The sequence below is a fragment of the Candidatus Tectomicrobia bacterium genome, from assembly GCA_016192135.1.
GTDB lineage: Bacteria > UBA8248 > UBA8248 > UBA8248 > UBA8248 > 2-12-FULL-69-37.
Window position 1 is genome coordinate 222305 of the sequence record JACPUR010000041.1, and the last position, 16483, is coordinate 238787.

Genomic DNA, 16483 nt, shown 5'->3' on the forward strand with positions numbered 1-16483 from the left:
GGCCGGGACTATAGCCCCGGCCGGGAAGGTAAGAAAGAGCCGGAGGCTCCTCCCCGGAATCCGGTTAGGGGCGGCCCGCCGGCCGCCCCTGTCAAGGCAGAGGACGTATCCTGGACGTCATTCGGAGCGCAGCGAAGAATCTGCTTTTGCACCACCCGTAGATTCCCCGGGCCTTCATAGAGAAATGACAGTGCCGAATCTACCGGAACGCCGTCACCAGCACGCCCCCGCCCACCACCAGGGCGGCCGCCAGCACCACCCGCCAAGTGACGCGCTCGAGCGTCCCCAGGAAGAGATAGATCCAGACCACCACCCAGACCGGGGTGAGCCGACTCAGCGGCAGCACCCTGCTGATCTCCCCGAGGAGGAAGGAATTCCAGATGCAGATCGAGACCAGGAGGTTGAAGGCGGCCGCCGCCAGGAACCAGCCCAGCGCCCGGCGGTCGAGGGAGAGCCTTCCCGAGACGCCGAGCAGGGGCCGGCCGGCGAGGATGGTCACCGTCCCCGCGGCGAAGGCCACCGCCATCGCGGTCATCGCGTGGGGATGGTGCGCGTAGTCCCACTTCGCCAGGATGGGGGAGAAGGCCAGGATGAAGGAGGCCGAGAGAGGAAAGACGAGCGCACCCGGGAACCAGTTCTCCCGCGCGCGCTCCTCCCGGGCCAGGGAGAGGAGCGCCACGCCCGCCACGATGAGCACCGTCCCCCCGATGACGGGCGGCCCCGGCCGCTCGCCGAGGAAGGTCACGGCGAAGACGGCGCCCCAGAGCGGAGTCCGCCACCGGGGTGGCGCGGCTCACCCCCATCCGCTGGACGCCCATGAAGGCCAACAGATTGCCCATCCCCATCCCCAGGGTGCCCGTCGCGACGAACCAGAGGAACGCCTTCCAGGAGAGGTTCCAGAGGTGGCCCTGGAGGGCCGAGGCGGCGAGGCCGGCGGCGGAGACCACCACCCCGATCACGAGGAGCCCGGCGGCCGGGGTGGCGTTCCGCATCCCCTGCCGGACGCAGATGAGGGTGCCCGAGTAGGTCAGGGACGTGCCGATGGCGAACAGCTCGCCGGGGCCGAGGGAGGACAAAATCATCCGGGCACTATACAACAACGGGAGGGCGAACAGACCGCCGAGGAGGAACCCCATGCCCCCGACCTTCGAGAAGGCCACCTTTCCCGGCTCCCAGGGAGCCCAGCTCGCGGGGCGGCTCGAGCTGCCCGGCGGCCCTCCCCTCGCCCACGTCCTCTTCGCCCACTGCTTCACCTGCTCCAAGCAGTCCCTGGCCGCCGCCCGGCTGAGCCGCGCCCTGGCCGCCCGGGGGTTCGCCGTCCTGCGCTTCGACTTCACCGGCTTGGGGGAGAGCGGGGGGGACTTCGCCCACACCGATTTCTCCTCGAACATCGAGGACCTCGTCGCCGCGGCGGCCTGGCTGCGCGGGCGCGGCGCCGCCCCTTCTCTCCTCGTGGGGCACAGCCTGGGAGGGGCGGCCGTGCTGGCCGCGGCGGGGCGCATCCCCGAGGTGAAGGCCGTCGCGGCCATCGCCGCCCCGGCCGAGCCCGCCTTCGTGCGCGGAGCCCTGGAGGGGGACCTCGCGGAGGTCGAGCGGAGGGGCGAGACCGAGGTCAGCATCGCAGGCCAGCCCTTCCGCGTCCGGCGGGAATTCCTCGAGGACATCGCCTCCCACCGGCTGGAGGAGGCCATCCGCAGGCTGGCCGCGGCCCTGCTCGTCCTCCACTCCCCCCAGGACGACGTGGTGCCCATCGAGCACGCCGGGCGCATCTTCGCCGCCGCCCGGCACCCCAAGAGCTTCGTCTCCCTGGACGGGGCGGACCACCTCCTCCTCCGGCGCGAGGACGCGGACTACGCCGCCTCGGTCCTGGCCGCCTGGGCGGGGCGCTTCGTGGGCGGCAGGAAAGAAATTCCCGAGGAGGAGGCCCCGCCCGCCGGGGAGGGCGTCGTCATCGTGGCCGAGACCGGGGAGGGGAAGTTCACCCAGAGCGTGCGCGCGGGGAAGCACTCCCTCCGGGCGGACGAGCCCCGCTCCTCGGGCGGGGACGACGCGGGCCCCTCGCCCTACGACTTCCTCCTCGCGGGGCTGGGCGCCTGCACCTCGATGACCATCCGCATGTACGCCGATCGGAAGAAGTGGCCTCTCGAAGGGGTGCGGGTGGTCCTGCGGCACGCCAAGATCCACGCCGAGGACTGCGAGACGTGCGAGACGAAGGAGGGGAAGGTGGACCGCATCGAGCGCGAGATCGCCCTCTCCGGCGATCTCGACGGCGAGCAGCGCAAGCGCCTCATCGAGATCGCCGAAAAGTGCCCCGTCCACCGGACCCTGGAGAGCGAGATCAGCATCGTGACGAGGGAGGGGGAGGCGGAGCCATCGTGATTGGCCGTCATTCTGAGGGAGCCCGTCCAGGTGGCTTGCCGCCTGAGGACCCTGAAAGAGGGCGACCGAAGAATCTGCTTCTCGTTGGAAAAAATAAAAAGCAGATTCTTCGCTTCGCTCAGAATGACGGCAAAGAATAGGCGTATCGAAATAGCCCCGGAAACAATCCCTTCTCCCCCTATCTCCTCTCCTCGGCCATCACCCGGATGATCTCGAGCACCCAGTCCCGGCCCTGGATTAGAGAGCGCCAGTCCAGGCGCTCGGCGGTGGTGTGGATACCGTGGAGGTTGGCGGCCCCGATAAGCAGCGGCAGGAGGGTCTCGCCCTTCGCGTTCTTCTTGCTGGCGAAGACGTTGGACTCGGCCCCCGCGTGCATGGAGATGGGGCGGACTTCCTTCGCGCCCACCCGCTCGCCCGCCTTCTGGACCCACCGGATGAGCGGCGAGTCCGTGGCCGCCTTCCAGGGAGGCAGGAAGGAATCCGCCTTCACCTCGGCGCGGAAGTCCGGCTGGAGGGCTTGATGCTTTTTCTCCGCCGCCGCGGCGATGGCCCGGATGCGCTCGATGAGCCGCTTCTCCGCCTCGGGGTCGGTGCTGCGCAGGAGGTAGGTGACCCTGGCCTCGGAGGCGATGGCGTTCCGGGCCGTGCCGCCCTCGATGAGCCCCGCGTTGATGGAGAGGACGACGCCCCGTTCGTTTTTCTCGACCACCCCCTGGGGAATCTCCCGGTCGATCTCGGTCAGCGCCTTGATGGCGTTCACGTTGTCGGGGCGGTGGATGTCGAGGCCTGAGTGCCCTCCCCTCGCCCCGTGGGCGCGGATGACGACCTCCGCGCCCCCCGCCAGCTCCCACACCACCTCGTAGAGGTTCTCCCCGTCGATCACCAGGGCGAACTTCGCCTGGAACTCCTCGGTGCGCAGGGAGTACGCCCCGCGCATGGAGGTCTCCTCCTCCACCGTGATGGCGATCTCGACCGGGCCGTGGGGGACGGGCGCGCCCCGCTTGCCCATGAGCCGGGCCGCCACATCCAGGATGACGGCCACGCCCGCCTTGTCGTCCGCCCCGAGGGTGGTCGTGCCGTCCGTGGCGATCCACTCCTTGCCGCCGATCATGGCGGCGCGGGGGCGCACCGGCCGCAGGGGCTCCTTCTTGTCCCCCGGCACCATGTCCATGTGGGCGGTCATCAGGAGGGCGGGGACGCTCTCCATCCCCGGGCTGGCGGGGATGCGGGCCGTGACGTTGCCCGCCTCGTCCCTCCGGGCCTCGAGCCCCAGGGCGCGGAGCCTGGAGAGGATGAGCTCCCCGATTTTCTCCTCCTGCCCCGAGGGGCTGGGGACGGCGATGAGCTCGAGCATGGCGGCGAGCAGGGGGTCCGCCCGCCCGATGCGCGCGAGGGCGTCCTCCCCGCCCTCCTGCGCCCCCTCGGCGGCGAGGGCCGAGGCGAGGAGGAGGCCGGCGAGGGCGAGGAGCTCTTTCATGGCCAGCGCTCCCAATCCAAAGTGAGCCGGAAGACCAAAGGATTCATGCCTCCCGCCTCCGAGGAATCGCTCGATGCTCCCTCTCCCCCTGGGGGAGGGCTGGGGTGAGGATGAGCCAAATCCCCCGGACATGGTTCGCGCTGTCATTCCGAAGGAGCATAGCGACTGAGGAATCTGCTTCGAATTTTCAAAAATAAAAGCAGATTCCTCGCTTCGCTCGGAATGACACCTTCCCTCCCCCTACGCCCCCAGCTTCTCGGCCATCCAGTCCGTCATGTGGGGGATGACCGGGGAAAGGTAGTCCATGTGGCAGTGCTGGGCACCGCCGTCTTTTCCGGTGTAGACGCGAAGGGCCTTGTCCTTCGAGCCCGCCGCCTTGTAGAGCTTCTTGGCGTCCGAGAGGGGGATCTGCTGGTCGTCCTCTCCGTGCACGATGAGGAAGGGGCACTTCATCTTCTGCACCACCCCGTCGAGGCGGAAGCCCTCGAGCTTCTTCAGGCCCTGCTCGGCGGTCTTGACACCAAAGCTCCAGGCCAGGTGGTGGCCCGGCGAGGGGAGCGCGATCCGGAAGGCCGCCTCGATGCGCCGCTTCCAGATGGCGTAGTAGTCCCACTGCGCCCCCCAGGCGACGCAGGCCTTGATGCGCGGCTCCATGCTGGCCGAGCGCGGGGCGTAGTAGCCGCCCAGGCTCGACGCCAGAAGGCCGACTCTCTTGGCGTCCACATCCTTGCGCTTCTCGAGCCAGTCGATGATGGCCGTGGCGGCCACTTCGTAGTCGTGCCGCAGGTGGATGCCCCGGAAGCGGATGGATTCCCCCACCCCCGGGCAATCAGGCACGACCACGCTCATCCCCCGCTGGGCGAGGGCGATGCCCGAGAGGAGGAAGGAGGTCTCCTTCGTCCCGTCGAAGCCGGTGTAGGAGAGCGCGACCGGCGGCTTGGCCTTCTTCGTGTTCATGGCCGGGATGAAGTAGGCGGGCAGCGATTTCCCCTTCTCGAAGGGGATCTCGACCCGCTCGACCCGGGGCCAGTCCGTGAACTTCAGATAGCGGCCAAAGCTGTCGATGGACTTCTTGTAGTAGGCCTTGGAGGCCGCCGTCTTCGGGAAGTCGAAGCGGTCCGCCATCTGGAGGTAGTGGGTGGCGCGGTTGTAGTGGCCCGAGGCCGAGAGCTTGTGGCAGGCGCGCTCCTCGGCCTGGCCCATGGCGTAGACCCGCTCTCCCATGGCCTTCCACTCACGCGTCCACGCCTTGTCGTCCCCCACGCTCTTCTCCAGGCGGCTGCACACCTCCCAGATCTCGGCCGGATCCGCCGCCCCCATCAATGTGCGCCGGAAGGCGATCGAGACGATGAAGGACCAGCGGTAGTCGTTCGGGAACATGGCGAACCAGGGGCGCTTGCGGATTGCCTTGACGGCCATGGGTGCCTCCAAGCGGAATGAGGACATATGGGACTGCGAGGCGCCAGCATATCAGAAGGATGAAGCGCGGTCCCGCCGATCGGCCCTCCGTCCGGCAGGGCTCAGACACTCGGCGTGAAAGCGGCGCACCACGCGGGAGAGAAGGCGCGCGGGGCTTCCTTGAAGCGCATCCGGCGCGGCAGCTCGATGTGCGGGGCGGCCTGGCGCAGCCTCGCCTCGGGACGGTTTCCACCGCCCCTACCGCTCCAATCCGGCGGGCCGGGAGGCCCGCACCGGTTTTATGTGCCGGATGCCGCTTAACGGGCGCCGTTGGCGCCGGCCTTCGCCGCCACGTCTTCCAATCCCAGCCGCTTAAGGGCGGCCGCCGTGGGCACGCCCTCCGGGCTCCAGCCCCGCAGCCGGTAGTACTCGTCCTTCATGGCCTCGAGCTCGGCCGGCGGGCAGTGCATCCCCTTGTGGGGGCCCTCCGGGATGGGCTCGTGCATGACGCGGTGGGGCAGCATGTCGCGCGAGCGGTCCACTCCCTCGCGCACCTGGAAGGCCCGCTCGAGGTTGACGATGCGCTCGCCTGTCCGCTCCAGCTCCTCGGCCGTGGTGTCCCAGCCGGTGATCATGTTGAGCATCTCGGCGTACTTCTCGTTGATCATCGCGCCGTAGCCGCGCTCGGCGGTGAAGCGGCACTGGGTGATGGAGTCGCCCATCGCGGTGAAGTTCTGGGTCTTGATGGCGAAGAGAGGCTTGCCCTCGGGGCTGGTGTTGTCGTGGTCGGCGGCGTACTGGAGGGTAGGCCGGGTGTCGTGGTGGCTGCCGCCCCGGGTGCCAGTCGCGTAGCCGATGGACATGCCCTTGAGCGCCCGGGCGCTGTGCGCCGGGAGCTCGAGCCCGCGCGCCGCGTAGAGGAACTTGGGGGCGTCCCCCCCGATCTCCTCGGCGAGACGCTGCCCGCCCTCGGCCAGCCGGGCGCCGAAGCCGCGCCGGTGGGCCATGTCCTCGAGGAGCTGGAGCATGGTCTTGGCGTCGCCCCAGCGCAGCTCGACGCCCGTGTCGGACTTCTTGAGGAGGCCCCGCTCGTAGCACTCGAAGGCGAGCGAGAGGGTGACGCCCGCCGAGACGGTGTCGAGGCCCAGCTCGTCGCAGAGCATGTTGCCGCGCATCAGGGCGCCGGCGTCCCCGACGCCGAGCATGGTGCCCAGGGCGAAGATGCTCTCGTACTCGGGCATCTTCCACTTCAGGCCGTCGAACTCCCCGCCCTTCATCAGGTAGTCCTTGCCGCAGGCGACGGGGCACTTGAGGCAGGTGGTGTCCTTGTCCAGGTAGTGCTCGAGCATGTACTCGCCGCTGATGGGCTCGCAGCTCTCGAACACCTCGGTCATCAAGTTCCGGGTGCCCAGGGCGCCCATCTTGTTGATCATGTTGACGAGGATGGGGGTGCCGTACTTGTTCAGCGCCGCCGTGCCCTTGCGGACCCCCTCGGCCGTGGCGTTGACGTAATCGCGCAGCGCCTTGGCGTCGGCCACCTCCGTCTTGGCCTTGCCCTTCACGGCGATGGCCTTGACGTTCTTGCTCCCGAGGACGGCGGCCATGCCGCCCCGCCCGCTGATGCCGTCGCGGCTCTTGCGCCAGGTGTGGGTCATGGCGGCGAAACGGACACGATTCTCCCCCGCCGGCCCGATGGCGATGACGTCGGCGCCCCCCTCGCGCGAGGAGACGGTCTCGCAGGTCTCGCGGATCCACTTTCCCTTGAGGCCCGAGGCGTCCCGGAAGACCGCCCCCTCCTCGGAGATCACGAGATAGACCGGCCCGCTGGCCGTGCCGTGCAGGACAATGGCGTCGTGGCCCGTGCGCTTGAGGGTGGTGGGCCAGGCGCCGCCGAAGGTACTGTCGAAGAAGAGGCCGGTGAGGGGGCTCTTGGCCGCGATGCAGGCCCGGCTCGCGCTGGGGACGGCCGTGTCGGTATAGGGACCCACGGCGAAGGCGATGACGTTCTCGGAGGAGAGGGGGTCCACCCCCGGGCGCAGGAGGTCGAAGAGGAGGCGCGCGCCGAAGCCGTTGCCGCCCAGGTAGTTCCGGGCGAAGGCCTCGCCGAATTCCTCGGCGCGGGCTGTCCGGGCCGCCAGGTCGATGTGCAGAATCTTGCCTTGGTATCCGAGCATGGGTGCTCCCTATCCATCGCGATGAGAAAAGAGACGAGCCAGTCCGCTGCGATTATATCGGATTCGGCGGCCTTGAAAAGGCGCTCAGGCCTGGCCCGAAAGGCCTCGGCGGGCAGGCCTTTGCGGGGCGGGGACTAGCCCGGCACTTCCAGCCGCCGGTAGGACTCGGCGCATTCTAGGCCGCTTCCCTCGGCCATCCGCTTGCTCCAGTCGCGCATGTGGGAGATGAGCTCCTCGACGTCCCCGATCTGGCTCTTGTGGCAGGCGAGAGCGCGCATCTTGATCTCGAAGACGGGGGCGATGTCCACCCAAACGTCCGGCTTGGCGGGATGGCTGAAGTAGACTTCCTTGGGGTGGTGGGGCTCCAGCCCCTCGGCCAAGAGCTCGGGGAAGAAGTTGGGGTTCCCCACCGCCGGGTAGAGGGCGTCGAAGATGGCCTGGTTCGCACTGCGGTGGTCGCGGTGGTAGCCGTAGAAGCTGTCGAAGGAGGCCATGGCGGGGTCGCCGCTCACCACGAGGTCGGGCTTCACCCGGCGCATCATCCTCACCAGATCGCGGCGGAGGTCGGGAGTGTTCTCCAGCTCCCCGTCGGGATGGCGGAGGAAATGCACGTCCGCCACCCCGAGCACCTCGGCGGCGGCCCGCTGCTCGGCCTCTCGGATGGTCCAGCGCTCCTCGAGGGAGAGCCCGCGGGAGCCGTTCCCGTTGAAGCCTTTTTCGCCGCTGGTGCAGAGGCAGTACTCCACGCGGCGCCCCTGGCCCGCCCAGACGGCGGCGGAGCCCGCGCTGCGGAACTCGAGGTCGTCGGGATGGGCGGCGATGAAGAGGATCGTCCGGTGCTCCATGGGGGCTCGGCGCTCTCAAGACGGAAGAGGAGGGTAGGCGGACCCCCGATTTATAGCAGGGCGGAGGTCCGCGCGCCAAGGGGGGCGGAGGGGCGCGCGCCCAGGACATTGAAAACGCTGCGCTCCCGGCGCGCACTCTCATCCTGACACTCGTCTCGGCGGATTAGAGGCTCTTGCCTTCGCCCGTCCCGCACGCTTCGCTGTGGCGGAGGGGAGGCTTTGATGATAATTTCAAGCACCCCGTGAGCATCCCATCGGCTCGACTTCACAGCGGAGGACCCGAGATGACGGCCAAGCCCCGCGTCTTTCTCTGCAGCCGGATTCCGGACGAGGCGGAGCGCTACCTCCGCGCCCGCACCCGGCTGGAGGTGTATCCCGGGGAGGACCTCATCAGCCGCGAGGAGCTGCTGCGGGCCGTGCGGGAGGTGGATGGCCTCATCCCCACCGTCACGGAGCGGATCGACGCCGAGGTGATGGACGCCGCCCCGAATCTCCGGGTCATCGCCAACTACGGGGTGGGCTACAACAACATCGACGTCGAGGCGGCGACCGGACGCGGCCTCCCCGTGACCAACACGCCCGAGGTGCTCACCGAGGCGACGGCCGATCTGGCCTTTTCGCTCATCCTCGCGGCGAGCCGCCGCCTGGGCGAAGGGGAGCGCTATGTGCGGGCCGGCCGGTGGACGGGGTGGAAGCCCACCCAACTCCTGGGCTGGGACGTGTACGGCAAGACGCTCGGCATCATCGGCTTGGGCCGCATCGGACAGGCCGTCGCCCGGCGCGCGCGCGGCTTCTCCATGAAAGCCCTCTACACCGATGCGCGGCGCGCCCCAGCCAGGCTCGAGCGCGAGCTGGGAGTGAGGTACGTGCCCATGGCGTCCCTGCTCCGGCAGGCGGACATCGTCACCGTGCACGCCCCCCTCATGCCGGAGACCCATCACCTCATCAACGCCTCGGTGCTGCGGCGGATGAAGCGGACGGCCATCCTGGTGAACGCGGCCCGGGGCCCGATCGTGGACGAGAAAGCCCTGGCGGCCGCCCTGCGCTCGGGCCAGATCGCGGCGGCGGGGCTGGACGTCCACGAGAAGGAGCCCTCGGTGCATCCCGATCTCCTCGAGCTCGAGAACGTGGTGCTGCTGCCCCACTTGGGGAGCGCCACCCTCGAGACGCGGACGGCCATGGGCCTGCTCGCGGCGAAGAACTGCCTCGCCGCCCTGGCGGGCAAGAGGCCCCCCTGCCTCGTGAACCCCGAGGCCTGGCGGAGCCGCAGGCGGGGGTGAGGCCATGGGCGCGAAAGGAGCCCCGGAGGGAAGACGCGCCCTCGCCGTGAATCTCGGCGAGATGATCCATCTCATTCCGGGAGGCATCTCCAGCCGGACCGTCTTCAAGGACGAGCGCGGCCAGGCCATCCTGTTCTGCATGGCGCCGGGGGAGGAGCTCCTCGAACACACGGCGGCCCATCCGGCCGCGGTGCACATCCTCGAAGGCTCCGGCACGTTCGAGATGGAGGGCGGGGTCCATCCCGCCGCGCCCGGCGCCCTATTCCACATGCCGGCCCGCCTGCCCCACGCCGTCCGGGCCGAGCCGGGGGGGAAGGGACTCGTGTTCCTTCTCACCATGTTCTTCGAGCCGAAATGAAAGGCCGGGACTCTCGGCGGTTCGTGAGGCGGCCCCGTTTGGCTCGGATGAGGGGATGAAATGGATCTGGGAATCCGGGGGCGGACGGCACTCGTGACGGGCGGCAGCCGGGGGATCGGGCGGATGACCGCCCTGCGCTTCATGGAAGAGGGCGCCCGGGTGGCCATCTGCGGCCGGACGAAGGAGACCATCGAAGAGGCCCGGGAGGACCTGGCGAAGCGCACGGGGGGCGAGGTGCTGGCCGTCCAGGCGGACACGTCGCGGCCGGAGGACATCCCCCGGCTCGTCCGGGGCGTCGTGGAGCGCTTCGGGGGGCTGGACATCCTGGTGAACAACGCAGGCACCATGAGCTCGGGCCGCTTCAATGCCTTGACGGACGAGGCCCTCCAGCTCCAGCTCGACACCAAGCTCTTCGGCTTCCTGCGCCTCATCCGGGAGGCGGTCCCCCACATGCGGGCCAAGGGGTGGGGGCGCATCGTCAACATCATCGGCGGGGCCGGAAAGGAGCCCGACCCCTACATGTTCGGGAGCGGGATGACGAACAGCGCCCTTCTGAACCTGACGAAGTCCCTCTCGGCCGAGTTCGGGGAGGAAGGCATCCACGTCAACGCCGTCTGCCCGGGCTGGGTGGACACCGCCCTCTGGCGCCGGAACGCCCGGGGCCTCGCCGCCGAGCTCGGGGCCCAGAGCGAGGATGAGGCGCGCCGCCTGGCCGCCCGCCGGAACGCCCTCAACCGCTTTGGGAGGCCCGAGGAGCTGGCGGACGCCATCGTCTTCCTGTGCTCCGAGCGCGCGAGCTACATCACGGGCGTTTCCCTCAACCTCGACGGGGGCAGGCTCAAAGCGCTCTGGTAGGCATTCCCGCGCGCCTCCAGGGCTTCTTCCCATCCTGGCGCCGAGGGAACCGCCGGGAACGGGCGATGATGAGGGGATCATGGAAGAGAAGCGGCAGGACCCGCGCCACCACAAGCGGACGGCTTCCTCCGTTTTCATCATTGCGCCCGAATTATCGGAGGGTCCCATCGAGCCGGTGGATTTCAGCTCGGGCGGTTTCGGGCTCAAGCTGTCCCGGTGCCCCCTCCTGGGCACCACGGTTTCGTGCACCCTCCACATCGGGGGCGTCACCCTGAGCGGCATCTCGGCGCGGGTGGCCTGGACGCGCGAGGAGGCGAGCCCACCCCGCACATGGGCCGCCGGCTTGGCCATCCAATTCGAGGAGGGCGAGCGGGACGAGCTGCTGATCGCCCTGAGCGGGCTTTTGGCCGAGATCGCGGCGGGTTCCTGAGCGTCTTCTCTCCGTGAGGCGGCGCCGTCCCGGCGCCTGGGAGGGCCCGCATGGAAAAACAGGTGCGCGCCCCCGATGTCGCCCATCCGGGGCTCCGGTGGTTCAACGTGCCGGCCCCGCTCTCCCTGCGCGATCTCGCGGGGCGGCTGGTGATCCTGGACTTCTGGACCTTCTGCTGCATCAACTGCATGCACATCCTGCCCATCCTCCGGCGGGTGGAGGAAGCCTTCCCGCGCGAGGTGGCGGTCATCGGCGTCCACTCGCCCAAATTCGCGGCCGAGAAGGACCCGGACAACGTGGCCCGGGCCATCGCCCGCTACGGCATCGTCCATCCGGTGGTGCACGACCCCGAGTGCCGCATCTGGCGGAGCTACGCCGTGCGCGCCTGGCCCACCCTTGTGTTCGTCTCGCCGGACGGCTACGTCCTGGGCGCCCACTCGGGCGAACCCGACCCGGACGCCCTCCTGCGGGGGCTTTCCCAGGTGGTGGACCAGATGCGGAGCGCGGGGCACGCCGCGCCCGGCGCGCTCCCGCTCGCGCCGGTCCCCCCGGCCGGGGGGAGGTTCGCCTTCCCCGGCAAGCTCAGGCCCCTGCGCGGGGGTGAGAAGGCCTGGGCCCTCTGCGACTCGGGCCATCACCAGATCGCCGTCCTCGACGACGCCGGCCGCGACCGGGGCCGCGCCGGCAGCGGCGAGCCGGGCTGGCGGGACGGGGAGATGGGGGAGGCGCGGTTCCAGAGCCCCCAGGGCCTCGCGGCGGATGACGCCGCGATCTACGTCGCCGACACCTGGAACCACCGCATCCGCCGCATCGACCGGGAGAGCGGCCGGGTCACCACCCTGGCGGGGACGGGCGCCCGCGGCCTCGCGCTCGGCGGCCCCGCGCCCGGCCTCCAGACCGCGCTCGCCTCCCCCTGGGACCTCGAAGTGCGCGGGACACGGCTCTTCTTCGCCAACGCGGGCACCCACCAGCTCGGCGTCGTGGACCTCGCCCGGGGGACGGCGGAGCGGCTGGCCGGCTCGGGGGCGGAGGCCCTGGTGGACGGTCCGGCCGCCGAGGCCGCGCTGGCCCAGCCGAGCGGCCTGGCGCTGGACCCGCACGGGGAGAGGCTCTACTTCGTGGACAGCGAGACCTCCTCCGTCCGCTATGTCTCCCTGAACGGGAGGCCCGAGGTGCATACCCTGGCGGGGAAGGGCCTCTTCGACTTCGGCCACGAGAACGGCCCGCTCGACCGGGCGCTCTTCCAGCACCCTCTGGGGATCGCCTGGCTCGAGGGCGGGGGCGGACGGCTCCTCGTCGCGGACAGCTATAACGGCGCGCTGCGCGTCGTGGACCTGCGGCGGCAGTGGGCGAGCGACCTGGACGACGGCTTCGACTGCGCCGACCCCGTCTGCCTCCCGGCGGGGGAGCCCGCGGGGGCGGCCGTGGACACTCCGGAGCGCGTCTTCATGGTGGACACGAACAACCACCGCATCCTCGAGTACCTCGTCAGGGAGCGCACTTACCGGACCTGGAGCCAATGAAGCGCCTCCCGGCGCGCCTCCTCACCCTCCCTTTCCTCACGGCGCCCGGCCTCGCCCGCCCCGGTTCTTGTTTCCCCGTCTTCCGGGAAATTTCTTCCCCCGTCCCCGGTCCGAAGTCACCTCGGGCGAAGCGATCTTTCTGATAAGTCAATATAATTCAACGCGGTAGGCGGAACGTCCCGCATCGGCACGGAGCTTGCTTCGATCCTTTCGGGCGCTGCCCATCCGGGCGGCGGGGCAATGCCGGCCTCTTTGGCGAGGAGCGCATCATGAGCGTATTCCCGGGGCTTTCGATCGGCGCCTCCTCCATGGAGAACGCGGCGAACGCGCTCCAGATCGTCGGGAACAACCTCGCCAACCTGAGCACGTCCGGCTTCAAGCGGAGCCGCGGAGTGCAGTCCACCGCGTTCTCTTCTCTCCTGACGGGCGGCTCTCCCGGGAACCAGATCGGCCACGGCGCCCTGGGCATCCAGTCCCAGCGGATCACCTCCCAGGGCGCGAACGAGCGGACCGGCATCGACACCGACGTGGCCGTTGACGGGAACGGCTGGTTCATCGTCAAGGCCCCCGCCAGCACCGAGCTCCTCTACACCCGGGCGGGCAACTTCCGCCTCGACGAGAACCGCTTCCTGGTGGAGCCCGACGGGAAACGGGTCCAGGGTTTCGCCGTCACCAATGGCGTGACCGGCAATGCCCTGGGCGACATCGCAGTGACCTCGCTGAGCTCGCTCGGGGCGCCCACCACTCTCGTGCAGCTCAAGGGGAACCTCAATTCCTCGGCCTCGGTCCTGGGCGTCCCGCCCGCCTTCACATCGGCGGCCAAGATGGACGAGTTCACCGTCGTCCAGGGCGTCAACGATCAGATCGTCTTCGAGATGAACCAGAACGGAACGGCCATCACCGCGAGCCTCGTGACGGACGGCGGCCTCGTCTCGGGCGCGCCGGCCACCGGAGCCGCCCTCGCGGCCGCCCTCAAGCAGGCCTTGGAAACCCAGAACGGCACGGGCGACACCTACGGCGTCGCCTACGATCAGGCCACGGATCTCTTCAGCATCACGAACCTGCAATCCAACACGAACACCATCGCCTTCCGGCACGGCGACGCGGCCTCGACGGCATCCGCCCTGCTCGGCTTCGCCGCCTCGAACTCAGAGCCCATCGCCCCGAACAGCCGGGAGGAGAGCGACCTCGGGGTGGCCTTCAACGTGGTCGCGGGCGTGAACGACACCCTCTCCGTCCTCATCGACGGGGCGGCGACGAGCGTCACCATCGCCGCCGACAACTACACGGGCCAGGAGCTGGCTTTCGCGATGGAGGCCGCCCTGCGGGCCGCCTCGGCGCAGAACGTGGGTATTCAGGTCACGTACAGCGTGGGCAACGCTTTCAACCAGTTCGTCATCAAGGGGCCGGTCACCGGCGGCGCGCACACCATCAACCAGCCCTCGAACACGGCGAATCCGTCCATCTCCGTCGCCGCCGCCCAGATCTCCGTGACCGGCGGCACCCTCGCCCAGACGACGGGCCTGGCCGCCGGCACGGCCGCGGACGGGACCGGCTTCTTCGACATCGCCGATCCCTTCGCGACCAGCTCTTCCAGCACGGTGGTGCAGATCGTGGACAGGCTGGGCAACCAGCACCCCCTCACCATCTTCATCCGCAAGATCGGCGACAACGCCTGGGACTGGCACGCGGCCTTGAAGGGGGAGAGCCTGACGGGGCCCACGCCGGACGGCTTCTTCGAGCAGGTGGCCAGCGGCCGCGTCCGCTTCGACACGCTGGGAAAGCTCCTCAGCGAAACCATCACCCCGGGCGCGGGCGTATTCAATTTCGGCGCCGTGAGCGGAGGGGCGGTCCCGGCGCCCAACCAGCTCATCACCTTCGATTTCGGCGACGCCATCCAGGCGGGCGGGACGGGCCTGGCCGGCATCTCCCAGTATGAATCCTCCATCCTCCCTGCCTCCCAGGGGGGGCGGGGCGCGAACGTCCTCACCCTGACCACCGTCATCTCCGACGGAGAACCCGGCGGCTCCTTCACCGGCTTCCGGATCGGCGACGACGGGTTCATCCGGGTGGATTTCTCCAACGGGCGCGACGAGGCCATCGCCCTGCTGCCGCTCGCCCTCTTCCCGGCCGAGGACGAACTCACCGCCATCTCGAACAACCTCTTCCGGCGCACGGACGCGGCCGGGACGGCCGTCGTCACCGCCCCTCTCGTGAACGGGGCGGGCCGCCTCCTGGCGAGGAGCCTCGAGCGCTCCAACGTCGAGAGCGCCGAGCAGTTCGGCGAGATGATCTTCCAGCAGCAGATCTTCCAGGCGAACTCCCGCGTCATCACGGCCGCGAACGACGTGCTGGAGTCGCTGATCAACATCGTCTAGCGGCGGCAGCCACCTGTGAATAGCCGCGCCTCATGCACTTGTAGGGGCGTACGGCCGCACGCCCCTACACATAACAATCCGGTGCAAAAGATGTCATTCTGAGCGGAACGAAGTGAAGCGAGGAATCTCGGTTCTAACCACCGATATCCTTCGCGGAGCCTGTCCTGAGCGAAAGCGAAGGGCTCAGGATGACAATTCCGGAACCAGATGGTGCATGCGAGCTCACTCCGCCGGGTACTTCTCCACCAGCCGGCGGGCGATCACGATGCGCTGGATGTCGTTCGTGCCCTCCCCCACCTGGAGCACGGGCGCGTCGCGGTAGTAGCGCTCGACGGGCAGCTCCTTGATGTAGCCATAGCCCCCGTGGATGTGGATGGCCGCCTCCGTGGCGCGCTGGGCGGCGTCGGAGGCGAAGAGCTTGGCCATCCCCGCCTCAAGGTCGCAGCGCCGGCCGGCGTCCTTGAGGCGCGCCGCGTGGTAGGTGAGCTGGCGGGCCGCCTCGAGCGAGGTGGCCATGTCGGCGAGCTTGATCTGGATGGCCTGGTGCTCGGCGATGGGCTTGCCCATCGTGCGCCGCTGCTGGGCGTAGCGGAGGGAGTCCTCCAGGCAGGCCCGGTGGATGCCCAGTGCCCGGGCCGCCACCTGGATGCGCCCCAGCTCGAGCCCCGCCATGAGCTGCTGGAACCCCCGGTTCTCCTCCCCGATGAGGCAGGCCGCGGGCACCCGGCACTCCTCGAAGACGAGCTCCCCCGTGCGGATCCCCCGGTAGCCCATCTTGTCCAGGTGGCGGCTCACCCGGAAGCCCGGCAGGTCGCGGTTCATCAGCAGGCAGCTGATGCCCCGGTGGGGCTTGTCGGCCGCGGGGTTGGTGCGGACCATCACGCCGAAGTGGGTGCCCCGCTCGCTGTTGGTGATGAACATCTTGGAGCCGTTGACGATGTAGTCCGTCCCCTCGCGGCGGGCCGAGGTGCGCAGGGCCGCCACGTCCGAGCCCCCGTCCGCCTCGGTGATGCCGATTCCGCAGCGCACCTCCCCGCGCGCCATCCGGGGGAGCCACTCCCGCCGCTGCTCCTCCGTGCCGTAGCGGTGGATCATCCACGCGACCATCGAGTGGCCGCCGAGCGTCCCGGTCAGGCTCATCCAGCCCCGCGCCAGCTCCTCGGTGAGGACGACGAAGCTCACCGCGTCCATCCCGGCCCCGCCGTACGCCTCGGGGATGACCGCGCCGAAGTAGCCGAGCTCCTTCATCCGGTCCACGAGGGGCTGGGGGTACTCGTCCGCGTGGTCGTAGCGGCTGGCGGCGGGAATGACCTCCTGCTGCACGAACTGGCGCACCCCGGCCTGGAGCGCCCGCTGGAACTCGGTGAGCTGACCGTCCATTCCCGC

General features: G+C 69.4%; 13 protein-coding genes. 7 read left to right on the top strand and 6 right to left on the bottom strand.

Going from position 1 to position 16483, the window contains the following annotated elements:
* Nucleotides 1–8 precede the first annotated feature (8 nt).
* Entirely contained in the window at nt 9–1136 is a 1128-nt protein-coding gene (locus HYZ11_18515) for a DMT family transporter (protein MBI3129607.1), read from the bottom strand.
* Here HYZ11_18515 and HYZ11_18520 point away from each other — a divergent pair.
* A complete protein-coding gene (locus HYZ11_18520; protein MBI3129608.1) occupies nt 1135–2379 on the top strand; it encodes an alpha/beta fold hydrolase in 1245 nt (414 codons plus the stop codon). The two genes, HYZ11_18515 and HYZ11_18520, sit on opposite strands and share 2 nt — an antisense overlap.
* Nucleotides 2380–2557: 178 nt before the next feature.
* Here the strand turns inward: HYZ11_18520 and HYZ11_18525 are convergent, their stop codons facing one another.
* The 4 genes from HYZ11_18525 to HYZ11_18540 all read right to left on the bottom strand — a co-directional run bounded on the left by HYZ11_18525 (nt 2558) and on the right by HYZ11_18540 (nt 8273).
* The gene (locus HYZ11_18525) at nt 2558–3856 is read right to left on the bottom strand and encodes a M20/M25/M40 family metallo-hydrolase (protein MBI3129609.1); all 1299 of its coding nucleotides are present in this window, start codon (nt 3854–3856) and stop codon (nt 2558–2560) included.
* A gap of 240 nt (nt 3857–4096) precedes the next feature.
* Nucleotides 4097–5275: an alpha/beta fold hydrolase gene (locus HYZ11_18530; GenBank protein ID MBI3129610.1), complete on the bottom strand. Its 1179-nt coding sequence runs from the start codon at nt 5273–5275 to the stop codon at nt 4097–4099.
* A gap of 296 nt (nt 5276–5571) precedes the next feature.
* Nucleotides 5572–7428 (bottom strand): aldehyde ferredoxin oxidoreductase family protein, encoded by a 1857-nt coding sequence (locus tag HYZ11_18535; protein ID MBI3129611.1) that lies wholly within the window; start codon nt 7426–7428, stop codon nt 5572–5574.
* 134 nt (nt 7429–7562) lie between these two features.
* Complete coding sequence (locus HYZ11_18540; protein ID MBI3129612.1) at nt 7563–8273, bottom strand: PIG-L family deacetylase; 711 nt, start codon at nt 8271–8273, stop codon at nt 7563–7565.
* A 284-nt stretch (nt 8274–8557) separates the two neighbouring features.
* Between HYZ11_18540 and HYZ11_18545 the strand changes: the two genes are divergently transcribed.
* The 6 genes from HYZ11_18545 (at nt 8558) to HYZ11_18570 (ending at nt 15097) form a co-directional block, all read left to right on the top strand.
* Nucleotides 8558–9553, top strand: a complete 996-nt coding sequence (locus HYZ11_18545; GenBank protein ID MBI3129613.1) for a D-glycerate dehydrogenase — start codon at nt 8558–8560, stop codon at nt 9551–9553.
* A gap of 4 nt (nt 9554–9557) precedes the next feature.
* Complete coding sequence (locus tag HYZ11_18550; GenBank protein ID MBI3129614.1) at nt 9558–9911, top strand: cupin domain-containing protein; 354 nt, start codon at nt 9558–9560, stop codon at nt 9909–9911.
* Between the two features lie 60 nt (nt 9912–9971).
* The gene (locus tag HYZ11_18555) at nt 9972–10766 is read left to right on the top strand and encodes an SDR family oxidoreductase (protein MBI3129615.1); all 795 of its coding nucleotides are present in this window, start codon (nt 9972–9974) and stop codon (nt 10764–10766) included.
* Between the two features lie 79 nt (nt 10767–10845).
* Complete coding sequence (locus HYZ11_18560) at nt 10846–11196, top strand: PilZ domain-containing protein (GenBank protein ID MBI3129616.1); 351 nt, start codon at nt 10846–10848, stop codon at nt 11194–11196.
* Nucleotides 11197–11246: 50 nt separating this feature from the next.
* Nucleotides 11247–12719 (top strand): redoxin domain-containing protein, encoded by a 1473-nt coding sequence (locus HYZ11_18565; protein ID MBI3129617.1) that lies wholly within the window; start codon nt 11247–11249, stop codon nt 12717–12719.
* Nucleotides 12720–12988: 269 nt separating this feature from the next.
* Entirely contained in the window at nt 12989–15097 is a 2109-nt protein-coding gene (locus HYZ11_18570; GenBank protein ID MBI3129618.1) for a flagellar hook-basal body complex protein, read from the top strand.
* Between the two features lie 222 nt (nt 15098–15319).
* Here the strand turns inward: HYZ11_18570 and HYZ11_18575 are convergent, their stop codons facing one another.
* A complete protein-coding gene (locus HYZ11_18575) occupies nt 15320–16477 on the bottom strand; it encodes an acyl-CoA dehydrogenase family protein (GenBank protein ID MBI3129619.1) in 1158 nt (385 codons plus the stop codon).
* Nucleotides 16478–16483 lie beyond the last annotated feature (6 nt).

Excerpts from the sequence above, each read along its gene's own strand:
- HYZ11_18520 (MBI3129608.1), top strand. The coding sequence starts at position 1,135 with ATGCCCCCGACCTTCGAGAAGGCCACCTTTCCCGGCTCCCAGGGAGCC.
- HYZ11_18515 (MBI3129607.1), bottom strand. The coding sequence starts at position 1,136 with ATGGGGTTCCTCCTCGGCGGTCTGTTCGCCCTCCCGTTGTTGTATAGT.
- HYZ11_18525 (MBI3129609.1), bottom strand. The coding sequence starts at position 3,856 with ATGAAAGAGCTCCTCGCCCTCGCCGGCCTCCTCCTCGCCTCGGCCCTC.
- HYZ11_18530 (MBI3129610.1), bottom strand. The coding sequence starts at position 5,275 with ATGGCCGTCAAGGCAATCCGCAAGCGCCCCTGGTTCGCCATGTTCCCG.
- HYZ11_18535 (MBI3129611.1), bottom strand. The coding sequence starts at position 7,428 with ATGCTCGGATACCAAGGCAAGATTCTGCACATCGACCTGGCGGCCCGG.
- HYZ11_18540 (MBI3129612.1), bottom strand. The coding sequence starts at position 8,273 with ATGGAGCACCGGACGATCCTCTTCATCGCCGCCCATCCCGACGACCTC.
- HYZ11_18545 (MBI3129613.1), top strand. The coding sequence starts at position 8,558 with ATGACGGCCAAGCCCCGCGTCTTTCTCTGCAGCCGGATTCCGGACGAG.
- HYZ11_18550 (MBI3129614.1), top strand. The coding sequence starts at position 9,558 with ATGGGCGCGAAAGGAGCCCCGGAGGGAAGACGCGCCCTCGCCGTGAAT.
- HYZ11_18555 (MBI3129615.1), top strand. The coding sequence starts at position 9,972 with ATGGATCTGGGAATCCGGGGGCGGACGGCACTCGTGACGGGCGGCAGC.
- HYZ11_18560 (MBI3129616.1), top strand. The coding sequence starts at position 10,846 with ATGGAAGAGAAGCGGCAGGACCCGCGCCACCACAAGCGGACGGCTTCC.
- HYZ11_18565 (MBI3129617.1), top strand. The coding sequence starts at position 11,247 with ATGGAAAAACAGGTGCGCGCCCCCGATGTCGCCCATCCGGGGCTCCGG.
- HYZ11_18570 (MBI3129618.1), top strand. The coding sequence starts at position 12,989 with ATGAGCGTATTCCCGGGGCTTTCGATCGGCGCCTCCTCCATGGAGAAC.
- HYZ11_18575 (MBI3129619.1), bottom strand. The coding sequence starts at position 16,477 with ATGGACGGTCAGCTCACCGAGTTCCAGCGGGCGCTCCAGGCCGGGGTG.